Source organism: Pseudomonas sp. Marseille-Q5115, from assembly GCF_916618905.1.
GTDB lineage: Bacteria > Pseudomonadota > Gammaproteobacteria > Pseudomonadales > Pseudomonadaceae > Aquipseudomonas > Aquipseudomonas japonica_A.
The window spans coordinates 3,930,792-3,945,800 of the sequence record NZ_CAKAKI010000001.1; the positions used below are offsets into that span (position 1 = coordinate 3,930,792).

Here is a 15,009-nt window from a genome sequence, read left to right on the forward strand (position 1 = left end):
AGCTGGTTAATGGATATCGTTGATTTAAAAAAGAACTTAGCGTTAGCGCTAAGCGAAAACGATGTTGATTTCAAAAAAATTCTCAGCCTCGCCAACGAAATCTCGAAGCATGACACTGAAAGCGTTCGATTCTCGGTCGATGCAAGCCATATTTCTAGGCTAGGGCATGAGCTGGTTTCTAAGCAAGAGACAGCAGTGGCTGAGCTGATAAAAAATGCTTACGACGCCGACGCTGAGTATGTCAAAGCGGTCTTCAAGCAAACTTCTAAAGCTGGTGGCGAGTTAAAAATAACCGACAACGGGTTGGGAATGAGTCGAGATGAGCTCATAAATGGCTTCATGCGAATATCAACCCGTAGTAAAAGTGAGAATCCCCGCTCTCCAAAATACACCCGCCAACGAGCCGGCCGTAAAGGAATTGGTAGATTCTCAGCTCAGCGGCTCGGAATGCGTCTGCAACTGACCACTAGGCGATTAGAAGACACCTATGGCATTTGTATTGACATAGATTGGAACAAGTTCGAAGAAGTTGGTGATCTCATTCTTGTCTCCAACAATATCACTACCGATTCCGCGGCTGAAATCGGTACGACCCTTCGTATTAGTAACCTTAAGGATTCATGGAGCAATGCACAAATCCAACGTGCGTACCGCTTCATCTCTGACCTTCTACAACCAACCCCACTCCAGTTCGCTCCTAAAAAGGGAGAAGGCGACCCTGGCTTTACCGTTGAGTTTTTTGAAGAAATTGACGGACATGAAACCCTTATCGCAAGTGAACGCCAGAATATTCTTGATAATGCCCACGCATTAATCTCTGGTTACGTCGACCACGATGGAGTTCCCTATTTTTCTATCCATTCGAAGCGATACAAAATTGAAGACGGCCCTGAACAGCTCATTTCCGACGCTCGAGTCAAAACTGTTTTTGAAGCTGAAATAAAAGATTACTCCCACCTAGCCGGTGTCAGTTTCCAAGCTTTCTACTTCATCGAAGATGATCTTCCACCAGGTTCAAGAAACATTGTACGAAACGTCCTTCGAAAGAATAGCGGCGTCCGGATTTATCGAAATGGTTTCCGTGTCTTACCGTATGGTGAACCTCAAGATGATTGGCTGGGACTCCAGCGCTCTTCCGCGCTCAGGCAATTACTTCCACCACACGCAAACTCTAACTTCATTGGATTTGTTCAAATTACAGATCTAGCCGGAGAGCATTTCGAAGAGACAGCAAGCCGAGAAGGTCTCATTGAGAATCAATCGTTCTCACAGCTTCAAGACTATATTTATAAGTCGCTGATGAACGGAATCATAAAAATAGCCCATGCGCGCGGGAAAAAGATCTTCGCTACCGATCCAAGTGCCAAAAAAACCACTGTTGAACGTGTAGACGAAATCACATCAAAAATTTCCACATACGTTGAGAAAATTAATAGCAGCGCTAGCAACAATGGCTTACCTCGCCCTGCAGTCGAACAAGCTAAACTTGATGAAGATGTCACAGAAATTTTTGAAAACATTGAGCTTCTAGAGCATGACACCAAGATTCTACTCGAAGAACTGGGCATGCTGCGCGTTTTGGCCAGTCTGGGTCTTACCATAGGTGAATTTACACACGAAACGAGGCACGTATTGTCAGCATTGTCAGCAGGCATATTCCGTCTAAGCAAATCCCATCCCGAAGCGGAAAAAATCAAGACATTGCAGACAAATATAGAATCACTGCAAGCTTATATGAGATATTTTGACAAGGCCGTCACTCAGAACTCACAGAGAAATCTTGAGGTACACGAACTTCGAGATTTAATCGGTGACTTCCAGCAGGTTGTTGAGTCAGCCATAAAACGTCAATTCGTCAGCTTGACCGTAGAGATAAGCGGATATGAGCTTTTTGTGAAGCCTAGTCACAAATCAGAATGGGCCTCAATTTTTTTCAATTTATTCACAAACTCCTTAAAGGCAATTAACCGTGCCAAGACCATCGGCGATATACGAATAGTTGCGGGCGAGGTTGATGAGACCAAACTATTTGTTGAGTTCTCCGATAACGGTGATGGCATTGCTGAAGAAAACAAATCCAAAGTATTTGATGCGTTCTTTACCACAAGCACTCCTGCGGATGCATTGGCAGATGATGAGGTACACATTACTGGATCTGGCCTGGGCCTAAAGATAATTCGAGATATCATTGAGAACGGAGGTGGTGACATTTATATATCTGAACCACCTAAAGGCTACTCAACGTGCATCCGAATTGAATTCCCAAGAGCTGAAGAAGAGGAGATACCAGATGAATTGCGTTAAATACTTGTGCATTGACGATCAGCCAGAAGAATATATTGAGCCGCTACTAGACCAGCTAAGCACTCATAATCAGAACCTGCAATTCAAAGGAATGCACCCGGAAGAGTTTGCAAGTCAGTTTGAAAAAATCCAGCGCTTAGCTAGTGAAGAGCATTGTTTTGGCTTGCTGGTTGACCTTCGGTTAGACCAAGACGCAGATGTAGACGGCAATAAAGTTTACTACCGCGGCCCAACGCTCGCACAAGAGCTACGTACGCGGATGGCAGAGAAGGACCTTCCAAGTTTTCCTATCATACTTTGGTCAATGAACGATAATATCGTACATTCTTATGCACCAGACAGCTCGTCACATGATTTATTTGATGCGGTTTATGCAAAAGACGATGGGCAGCACCCGCTTGGTGAAAATGTAGCATCCGAGATTTATTGGCTTGCTGCTGGATATCGCGAGCTTGCTGAAATCCATGACCGTCATTCGGGCTATTTTCTAGAGCATGTGATCGGGCTTATTGAAGGAGATCGGAACAGCTTGGACCCCCGCCTCCTATCGTTTTTAAAGGGCAATGTAGCATTTGAAATAGCTGGCAAAGTTTTAAATACGCTGCTTCGATCAGAGGGTGTATTAGCCAGCCCGGCGATGCTTGCAGCACGCTTGGGGATTGATATTGAAAAATCTGCTGATAGCTGGACCAGCCTACTAGAAAACCTGATGAACTGCAGATACTCTGGCGTCTTCCATCAAGCTTGGCCAAGATGGTGGGTTCATCGTATTGAGAACTGGTGGTCTGAGCTTGCGTCTTACAAAGGATCTTTGCGCAAATTCACGGCCCCAGAGCGCGTGACCATTATCAATGAAAAGCTTGGGTTAAAGTTGGTATCCGCAAACCCTATAGGTGAAAATTATAGCTTGAGATACTCTACTGTTTGCGTCGCCACTGAAAAAGCGCTTGACCCAGTTGACGGCTTCAAAGTCTATAGTTCTCGGCAAGATGCTTGGCAAGATAGTAGGTACGTCTCAGCTTACGCTGTACTTAATAGAATTAAAAAAAGCGAATGGATTCTCGACCCACTGGAGGTGGAACGTTTTAAACAGCTTACGGAAAGGCTAAAAAATGTCAAAAAAGATTAAACCGGACTCTTTTCGAAAACAAATTGCATCTGAACTTCGGCTACTAGGCGGCGTTCTAAATCGCAACGTGAGTGATGTTTGCTTTGACACAGGCCCCATAACCCAAGCTGCAAACATGTGCGGAATTTCTAAACCTTATGGCCCAGAGTCTTGGGGCTATCAAGTTGATGATTTACGCTTTAGGGTAAAAACGCCTCAGAAAGTGATACCGAGCACGGTAGGTGACTATCTGCATGTCATGATGAACTTTAAGATTCAAGGGAAATGCTCAAGCGATCTCACAGACTTGATAAAATTACTTGAATTCAGCATTGTGGTAACCAATGAAGATAAATCCTATCTATCGTCTTGGCATTTTGACAAGCACTTAGTCTCTGACGACGGCGGGGACGGAGACCCAGAAGATGCTCACCCACTTTATCATTTCCAGTACGGCGGGAAGAATTTAGGACCTCTCGGGGGTAATCATGGAGGAATCCTGATAATGCCGAGCCCTAGAATTGGCCACCCTCCAATGGACGTAGTTCTGGCAATAGACTTCGTATTATCAAATTTCGCTGGAATCCATTGGAAGGGGTTACGTGAGCAGCCTGACTACCGTACCCGTCTAGTAGAAGCACAGGGAAAGTATCTTCGACCCTATGTCGAAAGTATGCTTTCTTGGTGGAATACTGGACGGGAATCGGATTTTGTTAAGAGTCTCTGGCCGCATCTGATATAGACTTCGCGAGGCGCACTGGGCATCACGCCCGCCGTCCTCCAAGATTGGAAGGGAAAGGATGCCCAATTCTCAATTTACTGCGGTGCGCTGTGTCTGACCAGTTGATCACTTCATAGCGTGCTTTTTACCTTGGTGGCATTCCAAACGGTATCCCAGGATTTTTTTGTTCGACGCATATTATAGAATAATCAAACAGATATATTCACAATTCAAATTACCCCGGCCCCTCATTGGCGCTCTGAAAACTACGCCCCTATATCCGCTCCCTTGGGCCAGTTGACCTCCCCGCCCCCACTCCCTATCCTCCCACCCGTCGCGCCTCATGCGCGACCAGGTTTGACGGCCTGTCCTACGTACGAACGCGCAGTCTTAGGACTTGGCTCGGGGCACCTATGCACCCGGCCATTCTCTATGGCGGCTGTGTGTGGGGCACCTTCAGGTGCGCCGGGTGCGTATGTGACCGGTCCGTCAACCCATGCACAGCTGCCACCACTCGTTTGACGGCGGGTGATGGCGGGCCTTCCTCCACGTACGGAAACGCCGCTAATGACTGAGCCCTCCTCTTCCACCACTTACCAAAAGCTTCAACGCGCCAGCGAACTGCTATGCACCGCAGCCGCGCTTGCCAGCGAAACCACCGACGCGGACCTAACGCTCTGTCGCGCCGTAAACCAAGCGGTGATTGTGCTTACCGACACCAGTCGAGCGCTGTTAGAAGACGTGATGCAAGACATCGATTCCAACCGATAGCTTGGCAGCTATACGTTACAGCGTGCCCGCGGGGGCTACGTTGCTGATCTCGCGGGCTCCTCAGTCATTACGCCTACGCAGCGGTAAATTCGTCTTCAAGCGCGCTTTTCTGGCCGCACCTCCTACCCCCGGAGCGAATTCCTGAAGGGTGCTACGCACACGTGGCTTGGGAGGTCGGACGTCAACCCGCCGCCTGGGAAATGCCGCTCCAGATGCAGCGGCTTAAATTCCTGTAGGAAATTTCTTCTTTTTTGATAGGCTTTTGCCATCAGTGGAGAGGAAAGCTATGCCCGTTGTCATCGTTGAGAACGACACATCGCAGTGGGAAGACGAAACAGGGGCGGTCTACCACTTCCCCAAACGCTACCAGGCGTGGCTCGCTCCGGGAACCGAAGTGGTCTACTACAAAGGGCGCATCAAAGACAAAGCGTTTGCGTCCCTTCGTCTCAGCGACGATCCGCATTACTTTGGTATCGCACGCATCGGGAAGGTGTACGCCGACCCGGGAAGTGATAAGGGTGACCTTTTTGCGCTTATCGAAAATTTCACTCCATTCGAAGGTGCCGTTCCCTCGAAAATTAACGGGAATTACCTTGAGACTATCCCCGCCACGCGCGTTAAGAACTACTGGCGCGACGGGGTGCGACCCGTTTCTCAATCTGATTACGATGCCATCCTAAGCCACGCGAAGCTCCTACCTTCTCAAGCTAACGCGGCTGAGGACGATACCGATGACGATCCGTTGACCTTCACATCTGCATATGAAGGCAGCAAGGTGAGCTACTTTGGAACCCGCTACGAGCGCCGAAAGGATCTGAGGCTAAAGGCAATCGCTATCCACGGACTTGACTGCAAAGCATGTGGTTTCGATTTCGAACGCGCATACGGCGAGCATGCGAAGGGCTTTATTCACGTTCATCATGTATTGCCAATTTCGGAGTTTGGTGAAGAGAAAGCCGTGAATCCTGAAACTGATCTAGTGACCTTGTGCGCTAACTGTCACGCGGTAATCCATCGCAAACGGGACATGACCCTTAGCGTGGACGAGCTGAAAGGAATGTTGCGCGGCCGGTGGGCTGTCGAGTCCTAGTCGCCACCAAGCAGACGCAGACGTTGACTTGGGCACTACGAACCAAGTCTACGTCGGACTAAACAGCTACCCCTTCACACAAACCACCTGCCTCAACGTATGCACCACCTCCACCAAATCCCGCTGGGCCTCCATCACTTTCTCGATATCCTTGTAAGCCATAGGTATCTCATCAATCACGGCCTCATCCTTCCTGCACTCCACCCCTTGCGTCGCCTTCACCTGATCCGCCACGGTAAACCGTGCCTTGGCCTGTGTGCGGCTCATCACCCGCCCTGCCCCGTGTGAGCAGCTGCAAAACGCTTCTTCATTGCCCAGCCCGCGCACGATAAAGCTCTTGGCGCCCATGGAGCCGGGGATGATGCCCATTTGGCCTTTTTGCGCGGAGACGGCGCCTTTGCGGGTGAGGAGGATGTCTTCGCCGAAGTAAGTGCCGCGCTCGATGTAGTTGTGGTGGCAGTCCACGGCGATGAGTCGCGCTTCGAAGGGTTTGCGGATGATGCTGCGGGCGGCGTCGAGCACGGCGAGCATCATCACGGCGCGGTTCTGGCGGGCGTAGTCCTGGGCCCATTCCACGGCTTCCACATAGTCGTCGAAGCTGCGGGTGCCCTCCTTCAGGTAGGCGAGGTCGCGGTCGGGCAGGTTGATCATGTGGGCGCGCATTTCGTCGCGTGCCTTTTCGATGAAATACGAGCCGATGGCGTTGCCGACGCCACGCGAGCCGGTGTGCAGCATGAACCACACGTGGTTGGCCTCGTCGAGGCACACCTCCACGAAGTGGTTGCCGGTGCCCAGGGTGCCGAGGTGTTTGTGGTTGTTGGTTTTCTTCAGCACCGGGTGCTTGGCGGCGATGGCGTCGAAGCGGCCTTTCAAGGCGGCCCAGGCGTGGTCCACTTGTTTGGGCGCGGCGTCCCATGAACCTTTGTCGCGGCCGCGGCCCATGGTGCGGCCGTGGGGTACGGCTTTTTCGATGGCCGTGCGCAGGCCGGCGAGGTTGTCTGGCAGGTCGGCCGCGCTCAGGGAGGTGCGCACGGCGGACATGCCGCAGCCCAGGTCCACGCCCACCGCTGCGGGGATTACTGCGCCTTTGGTGGGGATCACGCTGCCGATGGTGGAGCCTTTGCCCAGGTGCACGTCGGGCATTACGGCCATGTGCTTGAAGATGAAGGGCATGCGGGCGGTGTTCAGCAGTTGCTGCTTGGCGGCGGGGTCGACAGGCACGCCTTGGGTCCACATTTTGATGGGGCTCCCTTCGGTGCCCTTGAGCAGGTCGTAGTGTTGGGTGGTCATGCTGGCCTCCGTGGTAACGGCCGCGCCGCGCCAGGCAAGTACGCTTGGGCCGCGACGCCCTCGGTTCAGGTTTGGACAAGCTCGGCCCGGGCGAATTGCGTCGCTTGCGGGGAGGGCGCCATATGCCCCCGGCCAATCGCCCTGGGTCAAGCAGCGGATACCGCACGGTTGAAATACTCGTTGCGCCAAGTCTGGGATTTAACTATCGTAGTTCAACATCCACTATCGCATTGAGATAACCATGTCAGACATAGTGCTAGAAACGCGTGGAGCTGTGGCGATCATCACCCTCAACCGGCCAGCTGTGATGAATGCCTGGACGACCGCAATGCGTAACGAAATCATCACCGCGTTGCAGGCCTACGACACCGACCCAGCCATCAAGGCGGTGATCATGACGGGCGCTGGCGACCGGGCGTTTTCCGCGGGCCAGGATTTGTCTGAAGCTCATGACTTCGATGGCGATCGCGCTGTGGAGTGGGTATACGAGTGGGAGCGCTATTACGCGGTGTTACGTACGCTGTCCAAGCCCTTGGTCATGGCGCTGAACGGCACGGCCGCCGGGTCGGCGTTCCAGGTGGCACTGCTAGGCGACATCCGCGTTGGCCACCCTGGCGTGCGCATGGGCCAGCCGGAAATCAATTCAGGCATCCCCAGCACCACCGGGCCCTGGATCATGAACAGCATGTTGGGGATGTCGCGCACTATCGAGCTCACCCTCACTGGGCGGTTGATGGACGCCGAGGAGTGCAAACACATCGGCCTGATCCACTACCTAGTGCCGGCCGACCAGGTGATGCCCAAGGCATTGGAAATTGCCCAGCAACTGGCGGACAAACCGCCCATCGCCATGCGCCTGGACAAGCAACGCTTCGCTGAAATGAGCGAGGCAGGGTTCAAAAGCGCCATTGAAGCCGGCACGCGATTGCAGAAAGAGGCTTATGACTCGGGCGAGCCTGCCCGCATGATGGAGGAATTTTTCAAGAAGCGGGCTAAAACGGCCTGACTTGCAGCACGGCGCCACCGGCAGCGGTGGCGGCACCCGAACAAGAATTGGCGGCGGCTATGTACCCCCCTGAACCCTGAGACTCTTGCTTCTGCCGACGTCCTTCTTCCCTTAACGATCGTCACGCTTTAGTGGGAGTGAATCATGAGCAGCCCAGACAATCCCGGCCGCCGACAGCTACTCAAGGTCGGCGCTACCCTCGCCCTAGCTTGTGGCTTGCCTACCGTCGTACGCGCGGAGGCCAGGCAGATCATCGTGTCAGACCCCGGCGGCCCCTATACCCTCGCCTACCGCAAGGCGTTCTACGACCCCTTTGAACAGGCCACCGGCATCAAGGTGGTGAGCGTGGCCCGGGAGTCACAGCCCGTGGCGCAATTCACCGCGATGGTGAAAACCAAGAATTTTGTGTGGGACGTCACCACCCTGACCATCTCGGCAGACATCCCTTACCTGGAAGCCGAGGGCATGCTCGAGCCCATAGGCCTGAAGGCTGAAGACTTCCCCGATCTGCTCCCTGAGGCCATCACCCCCAATTACCTGGGTGTGGACGTGTACTCCACAGTACTGGCGTATCGCACCGATACCTTCGAGGCCGGGAAAGGCCCGCAGTCCTGGGCGGACTTCTGGAACGTGGAAGCCTTCCCTGGCCGCCGCTGCCTGCGCCGCAGCCCGCTCGATACGCTGGAACAAGCGCTGTTGGCCGACGGTGTCGGGCTGGACGAGCTTTACCCGCTGGACGTCGACCGGGCCTTTAAAAGCCTGGACAAGATCAAGCCGCATGTAGACCTGTGGTGGACCTCTGGCGCACAGGCCATGCAGGCGATCCAGAGCGGTGAAGTGGACATGATCTCGACCTGGAACGGCCGCGCCCAGGCTGCCATCGAAAACGGCGCGCCCGTGCACATCGTGTGGAACCAGGGCCTGTACTCCATCGAAGGCTGGGCCATCCCGAAGGGCACCCCCCGGGCGGAAATGGCCAGGGCGTTCGTAAGGCTCTGCGCCGATGCCCAACGCCAGGCCGCCTTCACCGACACCCTTGCCTATGGGCCGACCAACCGCAAGGCGTTCGACAGCATTCCACCGGCGCGCGCCGCCTTGTTGCCCACCGCTCCAGCCAACCTCAAAGACATGCGCCTGCCCAGCCCCGCCTGGTGGGCAAAAAATCGCACGGCTGTTACCGAACGCTTCAACGCGTGGATCTTGTCGTAAGGGGATAGGTGCATGAGCGTCAAACTGGAAACACGCGGCCTGAGCAAAGCCTACGGCGCGTTCGTAGCCCTGCAGCCCACCAACATTCAAGTGCGCGAGGGGGAGTTTTTGACCCTGCTCGGGCCTTCGGGCTCTGGCAAAACCACGTTGTTGCAGATGATCTCGGGGCTGGTGCCACCAAGCAGTGGGCAGTTGCTGATCGACGGGGCGGACGCCACGCACGCCTCGCCAGGCGATCGCGGCATGGGGCTGGTGTTCCAGAGCTATGCGTTGTTCCCCCATATGAGTGTGCGCGATAACGTGGCTTATGGCCTACGCATGCGCAAGCTGCCCAAGGCAGAGGTTAACCGTGCCGTTGAAGACGCGCTGGGCATGGTGCGCATGCAGGATTTTGCCCACCGCTACCCCAACGAATTGTCCGGTGGGCAGCAACAGCGGATTGCCCTGGCACGTTGCTTCGCCTATCGGCCGTCGGTGATCCTGCTGGACGAACCGCTGGGCGCGCTGGACAAAAACCTTCGCGAGCATATGCAGCTTGAAATCCGCCGCATGCATAAGGAGCTGGGCGCCACCTTCATTTACGTGACCCACGACCAGGAAGAGGCGCTGACCCTGTCGGACCGCATTTGCCTGATGAACCGCGCCCGGGTAGAGCAGCTGGCCACGCCACTGGAACTCTACGACCAACCCGCCAGCCGGTTTGCCGCCGAGTTCATCGGCCATTCCAACCTGCTGTGCGGTCGCGTCAGCGAATACGGCACGCTGCAGGTGGAAGGGCGCAACGTGGCGTTGGCCGGTTGTGGCGGTTCACTGCCCGGGCCGGGCGAGGCCACCTTGCTGGTTCGCCCGGAGGCGGCGCAACTTACCGCCCCTGCTCAAGGCGTGTTGGCCGGGCGCATCGAGGAGTGCGTGTTCCTGGGCAGCGATATCCGAGTGCTGGTGCGCCTGCCCTCGGGCGCGGTGTTCAGTGTGCGCTGCGCGCGTCATCTTCACCCCAGCGTGGGTGATGAGGTGGGCATCAGCTGGCAGCCGCAGCACGCCACCTTCTTGCCCGCGCAGGTGAAGCCATGAACTTCAAGCGCGGCCTGATCCCGGCCATCCCCGCCCTGCTGTTCCTCGCGGCCTTTTTCCTGCTGCCCGTCACCGAGATGCTGATGGGCAGTTTTCAGAACACCAGCGGCGAATTCAGCCTGGAGAACTTCCAACGCATCGCGGCCACCCCCGTGTATGGGCGAGTGCTGGGTATCACGTTCTGGATCTCGGCGGTGACGGCCATATTGGCGGTGCTGCTGGCCTACCCCGTTTCCTACCTGCTGACACGCCTGTCGCCCTATGGCCGCGAGCGCTGGTTGCTGTGGATCATGTTGCCGTTCTGGACCAGCTACCTGGTGAAAACCTATGCCTGGATGCTGTTGCTGTCGCGCAAAGGCCTGCTGACCACCTTCGCCGCCAACTTTGTGGATAACCCCTCCGGGCTGGTGCCGGCAGTGTCAGGCGTGATCATTGGAATGGTGCATGCCATGTTGCCGTTGGCCGTGGTAACCCTGCTGCCGATCATGCGCACCATCGATCAGCGCTTGATGCCCGCGGCCCAGACCCTCGGCGCCAGCCGAGCGATGGGCTTTTTCAGTATTTTTCTGCCGCTTTCAGCGCCAGGCATCGCGGCCGCCACGCTGCTTGTCTTCATCACCAGCCTAGGCTTCTTCATCGTGCCGGCGTTGCTGGGCTCGCCACGCGAAATGATGGTGGCGCAACTGGTGATTTCCTCGGTGTTGGACCTCTTCGACTTGCACTTTGCCGGCGCGCTCTCGGTGGTGTTGCTGGCCTGTTCGTTGCTGGTGTTTCTGGTGTACGACCGGGTGGCTGGGCTGTCCTCGCTCGGTGGCGAGGCCCCGAAAGATCGAAAGGCAGGCCGGGGGCTCATGGTACTGATCGGCATTGGCCACCTGTTTTCCCGGTTTGGCCGGGAGCGCCCGCGCGCCGGGGACAGCCGCCTGTTGACCGGGTACAGCGTGCTGCTGGTGCTGTTGTTGATCTTGCCGGTGCTCATTGTGGTGCCGCTGGCCTTTACCAGCAGCCCGTTCATTGCTTTCCCGCCCAAGCTGTTCAGCCTTAAGTGGTTCACCGAGTTTTTCACCTCGGCGGTGTGGCAAACCGCGTTGCTGCGCTCGCTAGGCGTAGGGGTAGCCACCGCGTTGCTGGCGCTGATATTGGGCTTCGGCGCGACCATGGCGCTCACCCGGTTATCGGCCGGCTGGCGCAAGGCGCTGTTTACTTTGTTCATTGCCCCGCTGATCGTGCCGCGTATCGTGATTGCCCTGGGCTTGTTGTACCTGTTTTCCCGCATCGGCCTGGCGGGCAAGGACCTGGGCCTGGTGTTGGGGCACACGGTATTGGCGCTGCCCTACGTGGTGGTGACCTTGTCGGCGGCGTTCAAGCAATACGACTGGCGCCTGGACGACGCCGCCCGCAGCCTGGGCGCCGGCACCTTTACCCGGCTGCGCACCGTGACCCTGCCGCTGATGTCCGCCAGCCTGGTGTCGGCTTTCCTGCTGGCGTTCATCACCTCGTTCGACGACCTGACCATCGCATCTTCGTCAGCGGCGGCATCAACACCACCTTGCCCAAGCAGATGTGGGACAGCATCCAGTTAGCGCTTACCCCAACATTGGCGGCGGTCTCTACCACCTTGCTGGCTTTCATCATTCTTTTTGCCGTGATCGCCCAGTGGGTATCGCGCCGCTCTCTTTCCAAGCGCCAAGGACTTTGAACGATGCATCCTTATGCCCAGTATTTTCCCCACCGCCTGCCTGAGGATGGCCTGGTCACGGCCCCTTTGATTCATGCCGGGCTGATGGCCGATGCGGCAAACATGCGCATCCTGTTCGATGGCCGCTCCCTGGATAACCATGCCCTGCGCGAACGTATCGCCGGGGTGCAGGCAGCGCTGAGCGCGCGCGGCCTGAGCCCGGGTGACCGGGTGGCGGTGATGCTCAACAACAGCGACGACCAGATTGTGCTGATTTACGCACTGATCCTTAGCGGGCTGGTGTGGGTGCCGATCAATACCAAGCTACGCGGCCCCGGCCTGGACTACCCGTTCGAGCATGCCCAGCCAAGCCTGGTAGTGGGCGAGGCCGGTTTTGAGCCACTGCTGCGGCAAAGCGCGGCAGCCGCCCTGCCCTATGTATCGATCCACGCGCTGCATGAGGAAGCCGAAGCCTTCCCCGCGGCCGCATTGGTGCTGGTGGACAGCCCCTGGAACGCCCCGCTGTGCCTGATCTACACCTCCGGCACAACTGGCGCCCCCAAGGGCGTGGTGTTTACCCACCGCATGATGCGGATCGCCACCGAAGCGGTGGTGCGGGTAGCCGACGTGCGGCCCGGCGACCGCCAACTGTTGTGGGAGCCGCTGTGCCATATCGGCGGCGCGCAAATGTTGCTGCTGCCGTTTTTGGTGGACGTACAGCTGCACGTGTTGCCGCGCTTTTCCGCCAGCCAGTTCTGGGCTCAATGCACCGCTACCGGGGCGACTCAATTGCACTACCTGGGGGGCATCCTGGACATCCTGATGCAACAGCCTGCCTCGGCGTGGCCTGCGCACCATAGCCTGCGCACGCTGTGGGGGGCTGGTGTCAGCAAGGCCAACTGGGCCGCGGTGGCGCAACGGTTCAACGCCCCGCTGCGCGAGTGCTACGGCATGACCGAGTGCTCCAGCTTCGCCACCTTGAACGTTACGGGCAAACCAGGTTCGATCGGCAAGGCGTTGCCTTGGCTACGGGTGGAACTTCTCGACCCGGAAGGCAAGCCCGTGCCTCCCGGCATGCTGGGTGAGATTGTGCTGAGCAGTTCGGTGGAAGGGGTGTTCTTGCCGGGTTACCTGAACAACCCCGCCGCCACTGACAGCGCCCTGCGTGAAGGTCGCTTGCACACCGGGGACATGGCACGGGCCGATGCCGAAGGTGACTTGTTCTTCGTCGGCAGGCGCACCGACAGCATGCGGGTGCGTGGCGAAAACGTCTCGGCGTGGGAGGTGGAGCGCGTATTCAGCAGCCACCCAGCAGTACATGCTTGTGCGGCGGTGGGTGTGGAATCAGGCGTGGGCGAACAAGAGATCCTGCTCTATGTGCAGTTCGAGACGTCCACCGTGGCTGATTGGCGAGCATTGACCCAGTGGGCGGGGGAACGCTTGGCCACTTTCCAGCAGCCGCGCTTTTACCAAGCGGTGGATGCGTTCGAGCTCACGCCCAGCGAGCGGATCAAAAAACACCTGTTGCCGCGGGATATTCAAGGGGCGTGGGATCGGGCAGCGGTTTGACGAGCGGAGCGGGCCGCGACAACCCTTTAGCGAATAGCAATAGAATAACGCTGCAAACCCGAGGATAATTCGCCTCTTTTGATTTGATACTGCAGCCCATGCCTAACTCGCGCCCCTCCCGCAAAGCCGCCGCCGATCCCACGGCTTCGTCGTTATATGTGCAGTCGGTGGAAAAGGCCATGAAAGTACTCATGGCCTTCGACGGCAGCCAGCGCAACTTGTCGCTGTCGGAGATCGCCAACCTCACGGGCATGGACCTCAGCTCTGCGCAGCGTTTCACCTATACCCTGGCCACCTTGGGCTATCTGAAAAAAGATCAGGGCAAAAAGTATGAGCTGTCGCCCAAGCTGCTGGATTTCACCTCGCACTACCTGCAGTCCAGCGACCTGGTGAACCGTGCGGGGCCCTACCTGCAGCAGCTGAGCGCCGAAACCGAAGAGGCCACCAACCTGACGGTGATGGACGATGTAGACATTATTTTCGTGCTGCGGATTGTCAGCCGTCATGTGTTCAACAACAGCGTTATCGCCGGTACGCGCCTGCCCGCCTGGTGCACCGCGCCCGGCATGGCCATCCTGGCGACTTACGGCGATGACGAAGTCAACGATATCTTCGACCGCAGCCAGTTCATCAAGCACACCCCGGCCACGATCACTGATCGGGGCCGGCTATGGGCCAACCTCGAGCAGATTCGCGAACAGCGTTACGCCCATACCGAGGACCAGTACTTCTACGGGGACGTGTCCACGGCCTCGGCCATCCTCGATGCCCACGGCCGCGGCATCGGCGCGGTCAACGTGGCAGTGTCGCGCTCGCGCTGGGTCGCCGAGCGGGACCTTCGCCGCTATGCCGACCTGTTAATCTCCACCGCCTCATCGATTTCCAGCAAGCGCAGAAGCTGAGCGCCGAGCTCCGTACGGAAATTGCCGCATCCTCAGAGGTATCGCCATGCTCAACGAACAACTGGACGCACTCAAGATCCCAAAGAACCTGCGTACGCCGATCGAGCGGTTGTTGCGCTCGCTGGAGGAAGCCAACACGCCGGAAGAAGTAGCCGCGGAGGCGGAGATTCAGCTTGAGTTTGTGCGCGGGCTGGAGTCGGACCGGCGTATTCGCAAGCCCGATATCGAGGCGTTGTATATCTTTTTCGACGACGCGGTGCAGGCGCGCTTGGAAGGCTTGCAGGGTTAGG

Annotated in this window: 13 protein-coding genes; 12 read left to right on the forward strand and 1 reads right to left on the reverse strand. The window is 56.8% G+C overall.

Features of this window, described 5'->3' with window-relative positions; all coding sequences use genetic code 11:
- Window positions 1-9: 9 nt before the first annotated feature.
- The 5 genes from LG385_RS18000 (at window position 10) to LG385_RS18020 (ending at window position 5,994) form a co-directional block, all read left to right on the forward strand.
- Entirely contained in the window at window positions 10-2,304 is a 2,295-nt protein-coding gene (locus LG385_RS18000) for a sensor histidine kinase (RefSeq protein WP_225775346.1), read from the forward strand.
- A complete protein-coding gene (locus LG385_RS18005; RefSeq protein WP_225775347.1) occupies window positions 2,291-3,433 on the forward strand; it encodes a hypothetical protein in 1,143 nt (380 codons plus the stop codon). Before LG385_RS18000 ends, LG385_RS18005 begins: the two co-directional genes overlap by 14 nt.
- On the forward strand, window positions 3,417-4,154 hold the full coding sequence (locus LG385_RS18010; protein ID WP_225775348.1) for a hypothetical protein: 738 nt from the start codon (window positions 3,417-3,419) through the stop codon (window positions 4,152-4,154). The genes LG385_RS18005 and LG385_RS18010 overlap by 17 nt, the downstream gene beginning before the upstream one ends.
- Window positions 4,155-4,700: 546 nt before the next feature.
- Window positions 4,701-4,904 carry a hypothetical protein gene (locus LG385_RS18015; RefSeq protein WP_225775349.1) on the forward strand — a complete coding sequence of 68 codons (204 nt, stop codon included), beginning with the start codon at window positions 4,701-4,703 and terminating at the stop codon, window positions 4,902-4,904.
- A 286-nt stretch (window positions 4,905-5,190) separates the two neighbouring features.
- Complete coding sequence (locus LG385_RS18020; protein ID WP_225775350.1) at window positions 5,191-5,994, forward strand: HNH endonuclease; 804 nt, start codon at window positions 5,191-5,193, stop codon at window positions 5,992-5,994.
- Window positions 5,995-6,060: 66 nt separating this feature from the next.
- Here the strand turns inward: LG385_RS18020 and LG385_RS18025 are convergent, their stop codons facing one another.
- Entirely contained in the window at window positions 6,061-7,284 is a 1,224-nt protein-coding gene (locus tag LG385_RS18025) for an RtcB family protein (protein WP_225775351.1), read from the reverse strand.
- Window positions 7,285-7,525: 241 nt separating this feature from the next.
- Here LG385_RS18025 and LG385_RS18030 point away from each other — a divergent pair, with 241 nt between their 5' ends.
- The 7 genes from LG385_RS18030 (at window position 7,526) to LG385_RS18060 (ending at window position 15,008) form a co-directional block, all read left to right on the forward strand.
- Entirely contained in the window at window positions 7,526-8,290 is a 765-nt protein-coding gene (locus tag LG385_RS18030) for an enoyl-CoA hydratase/isomerase family protein (protein ID WP_225775352.1), read from the forward strand.
- 144 nt (window positions 8,291-8,434) lie between these two features.
- Window positions 8,435-9,499 (forward strand): ABC transporter substrate-binding protein, encoded by a 1,065-nt coding sequence (locus LG385_RS18035; RefSeq protein WP_225775353.1) that lies wholly within the window; start codon window positions 8,435-8,437, stop codon window positions 9,497-9,499.
- A 12-nt stretch (window positions 9,500-9,511) separates the two neighbouring features.
- A complete protein-coding gene (locus LG385_RS18040) occupies window positions 9,512-10,570 on the forward strand; it encodes an ABC transporter ATP-binding protein (protein WP_225775354.1) in 1,059 nt (352 codons plus the stop codon).
- Window positions 10,567-12,153 carry an ABC transporter permease subunit gene (locus tag LG385_RS18045; RefSeq protein ID WP_225775355.1) on the forward strand — a complete coding sequence of 529 codons (1,587 nt, stop codon included), beginning with the start codon at window positions 10,567-10,569 and terminating at the stop codon, window positions 12,151-12,153. Before LG385_RS18040 ends, LG385_RS18045 begins: the two co-directional genes overlap by 4 nt.
- A 119-nt stretch (window positions 12,154-12,272) precedes the next feature.
- On the forward strand, window positions 12,273-13,817 hold the full coding sequence (locus LG385_RS18050; protein WP_225775356.1) for an AMP-binding protein: 1,545 nt from the start codon (window positions 12,273-12,275) through the stop codon (window positions 13,815-13,817).
- Window positions 13,818-13,915: 98 nt separating this feature from the next.
- On the forward strand, window positions 13,916-14,719 hold the full coding sequence (locus tag LG385_RS18055; RefSeq protein ID WP_263974709.1) for an IclR family transcriptional regulator: 804 nt from the start codon (window positions 13,916-13,918) through the stop codon (window positions 14,717-14,719).
- A 46-nt stretch (window positions 14,720-14,765) separates the two neighbouring features.
- Window positions 14,766-15,008, forward strand: a complete 243-nt coding sequence (locus LG385_RS18060) for a hypothetical protein (protein WP_181117694.1) — start codon at window positions 14,766-14,768, stop codon at window positions 15,006-15,008.
- Window position 15,009: the final 1 nt, after the last annotated feature.

Bases quoted from the DNA above. Each gene is read 5' to 3' on its own strand.
- LG385_RS18000 (WP_225775346.1), top strand. From the start codon at position 10: ATGGATATCGTTGATTTAAAAAAGAACTTAGCGTTAGCGCTAAGCGAA.
- LG385_RS18005 (WP_225775347.1), top strand. From the start codon at position 2,291: ATGAATTGCGTTAAATACTTGTGCATTGACGATCAGCCAGAAGAATAT.
- LG385_RS18010 (WP_225775348.1), top strand. From the start codon at position 3,417: ATGTCAAAAAAGATTAAACCGGACTCTTTTCGAAAACAAATTGCATCT.
- LG385_RS18015 (WP_225775349.1), top strand. From the start codon at position 4,701: ATGACTGAGCCCTCCTCTTCCACCACTTACCAAAAGCTTCAACGCGCC.
- LG385_RS18020 (WP_225775350.1), top strand. From the start codon at position 5,191: ATGCCCGTTGTCATCGTTGAGAACGACACATCGCAGTGGGAAGACGAA.
- LG385_RS18025 (WP_225775351.1), bottom strand. From the start codon at position 7,284: ATGACCACCCAACACTACGACCTGCTCAAGGGCACCGAAGGGAGCCCC.
- LG385_RS18030 (WP_225775352.1), top strand. From the start codon at position 7,526: ATGTCAGACATAGTGCTAGAAACGCGTGGAGCTGTGGCGATCATCACC.
- LG385_RS18035 (WP_225775353.1), top strand. From the start codon at position 8,435: ATGAGCAGCCCAGACAATCCCGGCCGCCGACAGCTACTCAAGGTCGGC.
- LG385_RS18040 (WP_225775354.1), top strand. From the start codon at position 9,512: ATGAGCGTCAAACTGGAAACACGCGGCCTGAGCAAAGCCTACGGCGCG.
- LG385_RS18045 (WP_225775355.1), top strand. From the start codon at position 10,567: ATGAACTTCAAGCGCGGCCTGATCCCGGCCATCCCCGCCCTGCTGTTC.
- LG385_RS18050 (WP_225775356.1), top strand. From the start codon at position 12,273: ATGCATCCTTATGCCCAGTATTTTCCCCACCGCCTGCCTGAGGATGGC.
- LG385_RS18055 (WP_263974709.1), top strand. From the start codon at position 13,916: ATGCCTAACTCGCGCCCCTCCCGCAAAGCCGCCGCCGATCCCACGGCT.
- LG385_RS18060 (WP_181117694.1), top strand. From the start codon at position 14,766: ATGCTCAACGAACAACTGGACGCACTCAAGATCCCAAAGAACCTGCGT.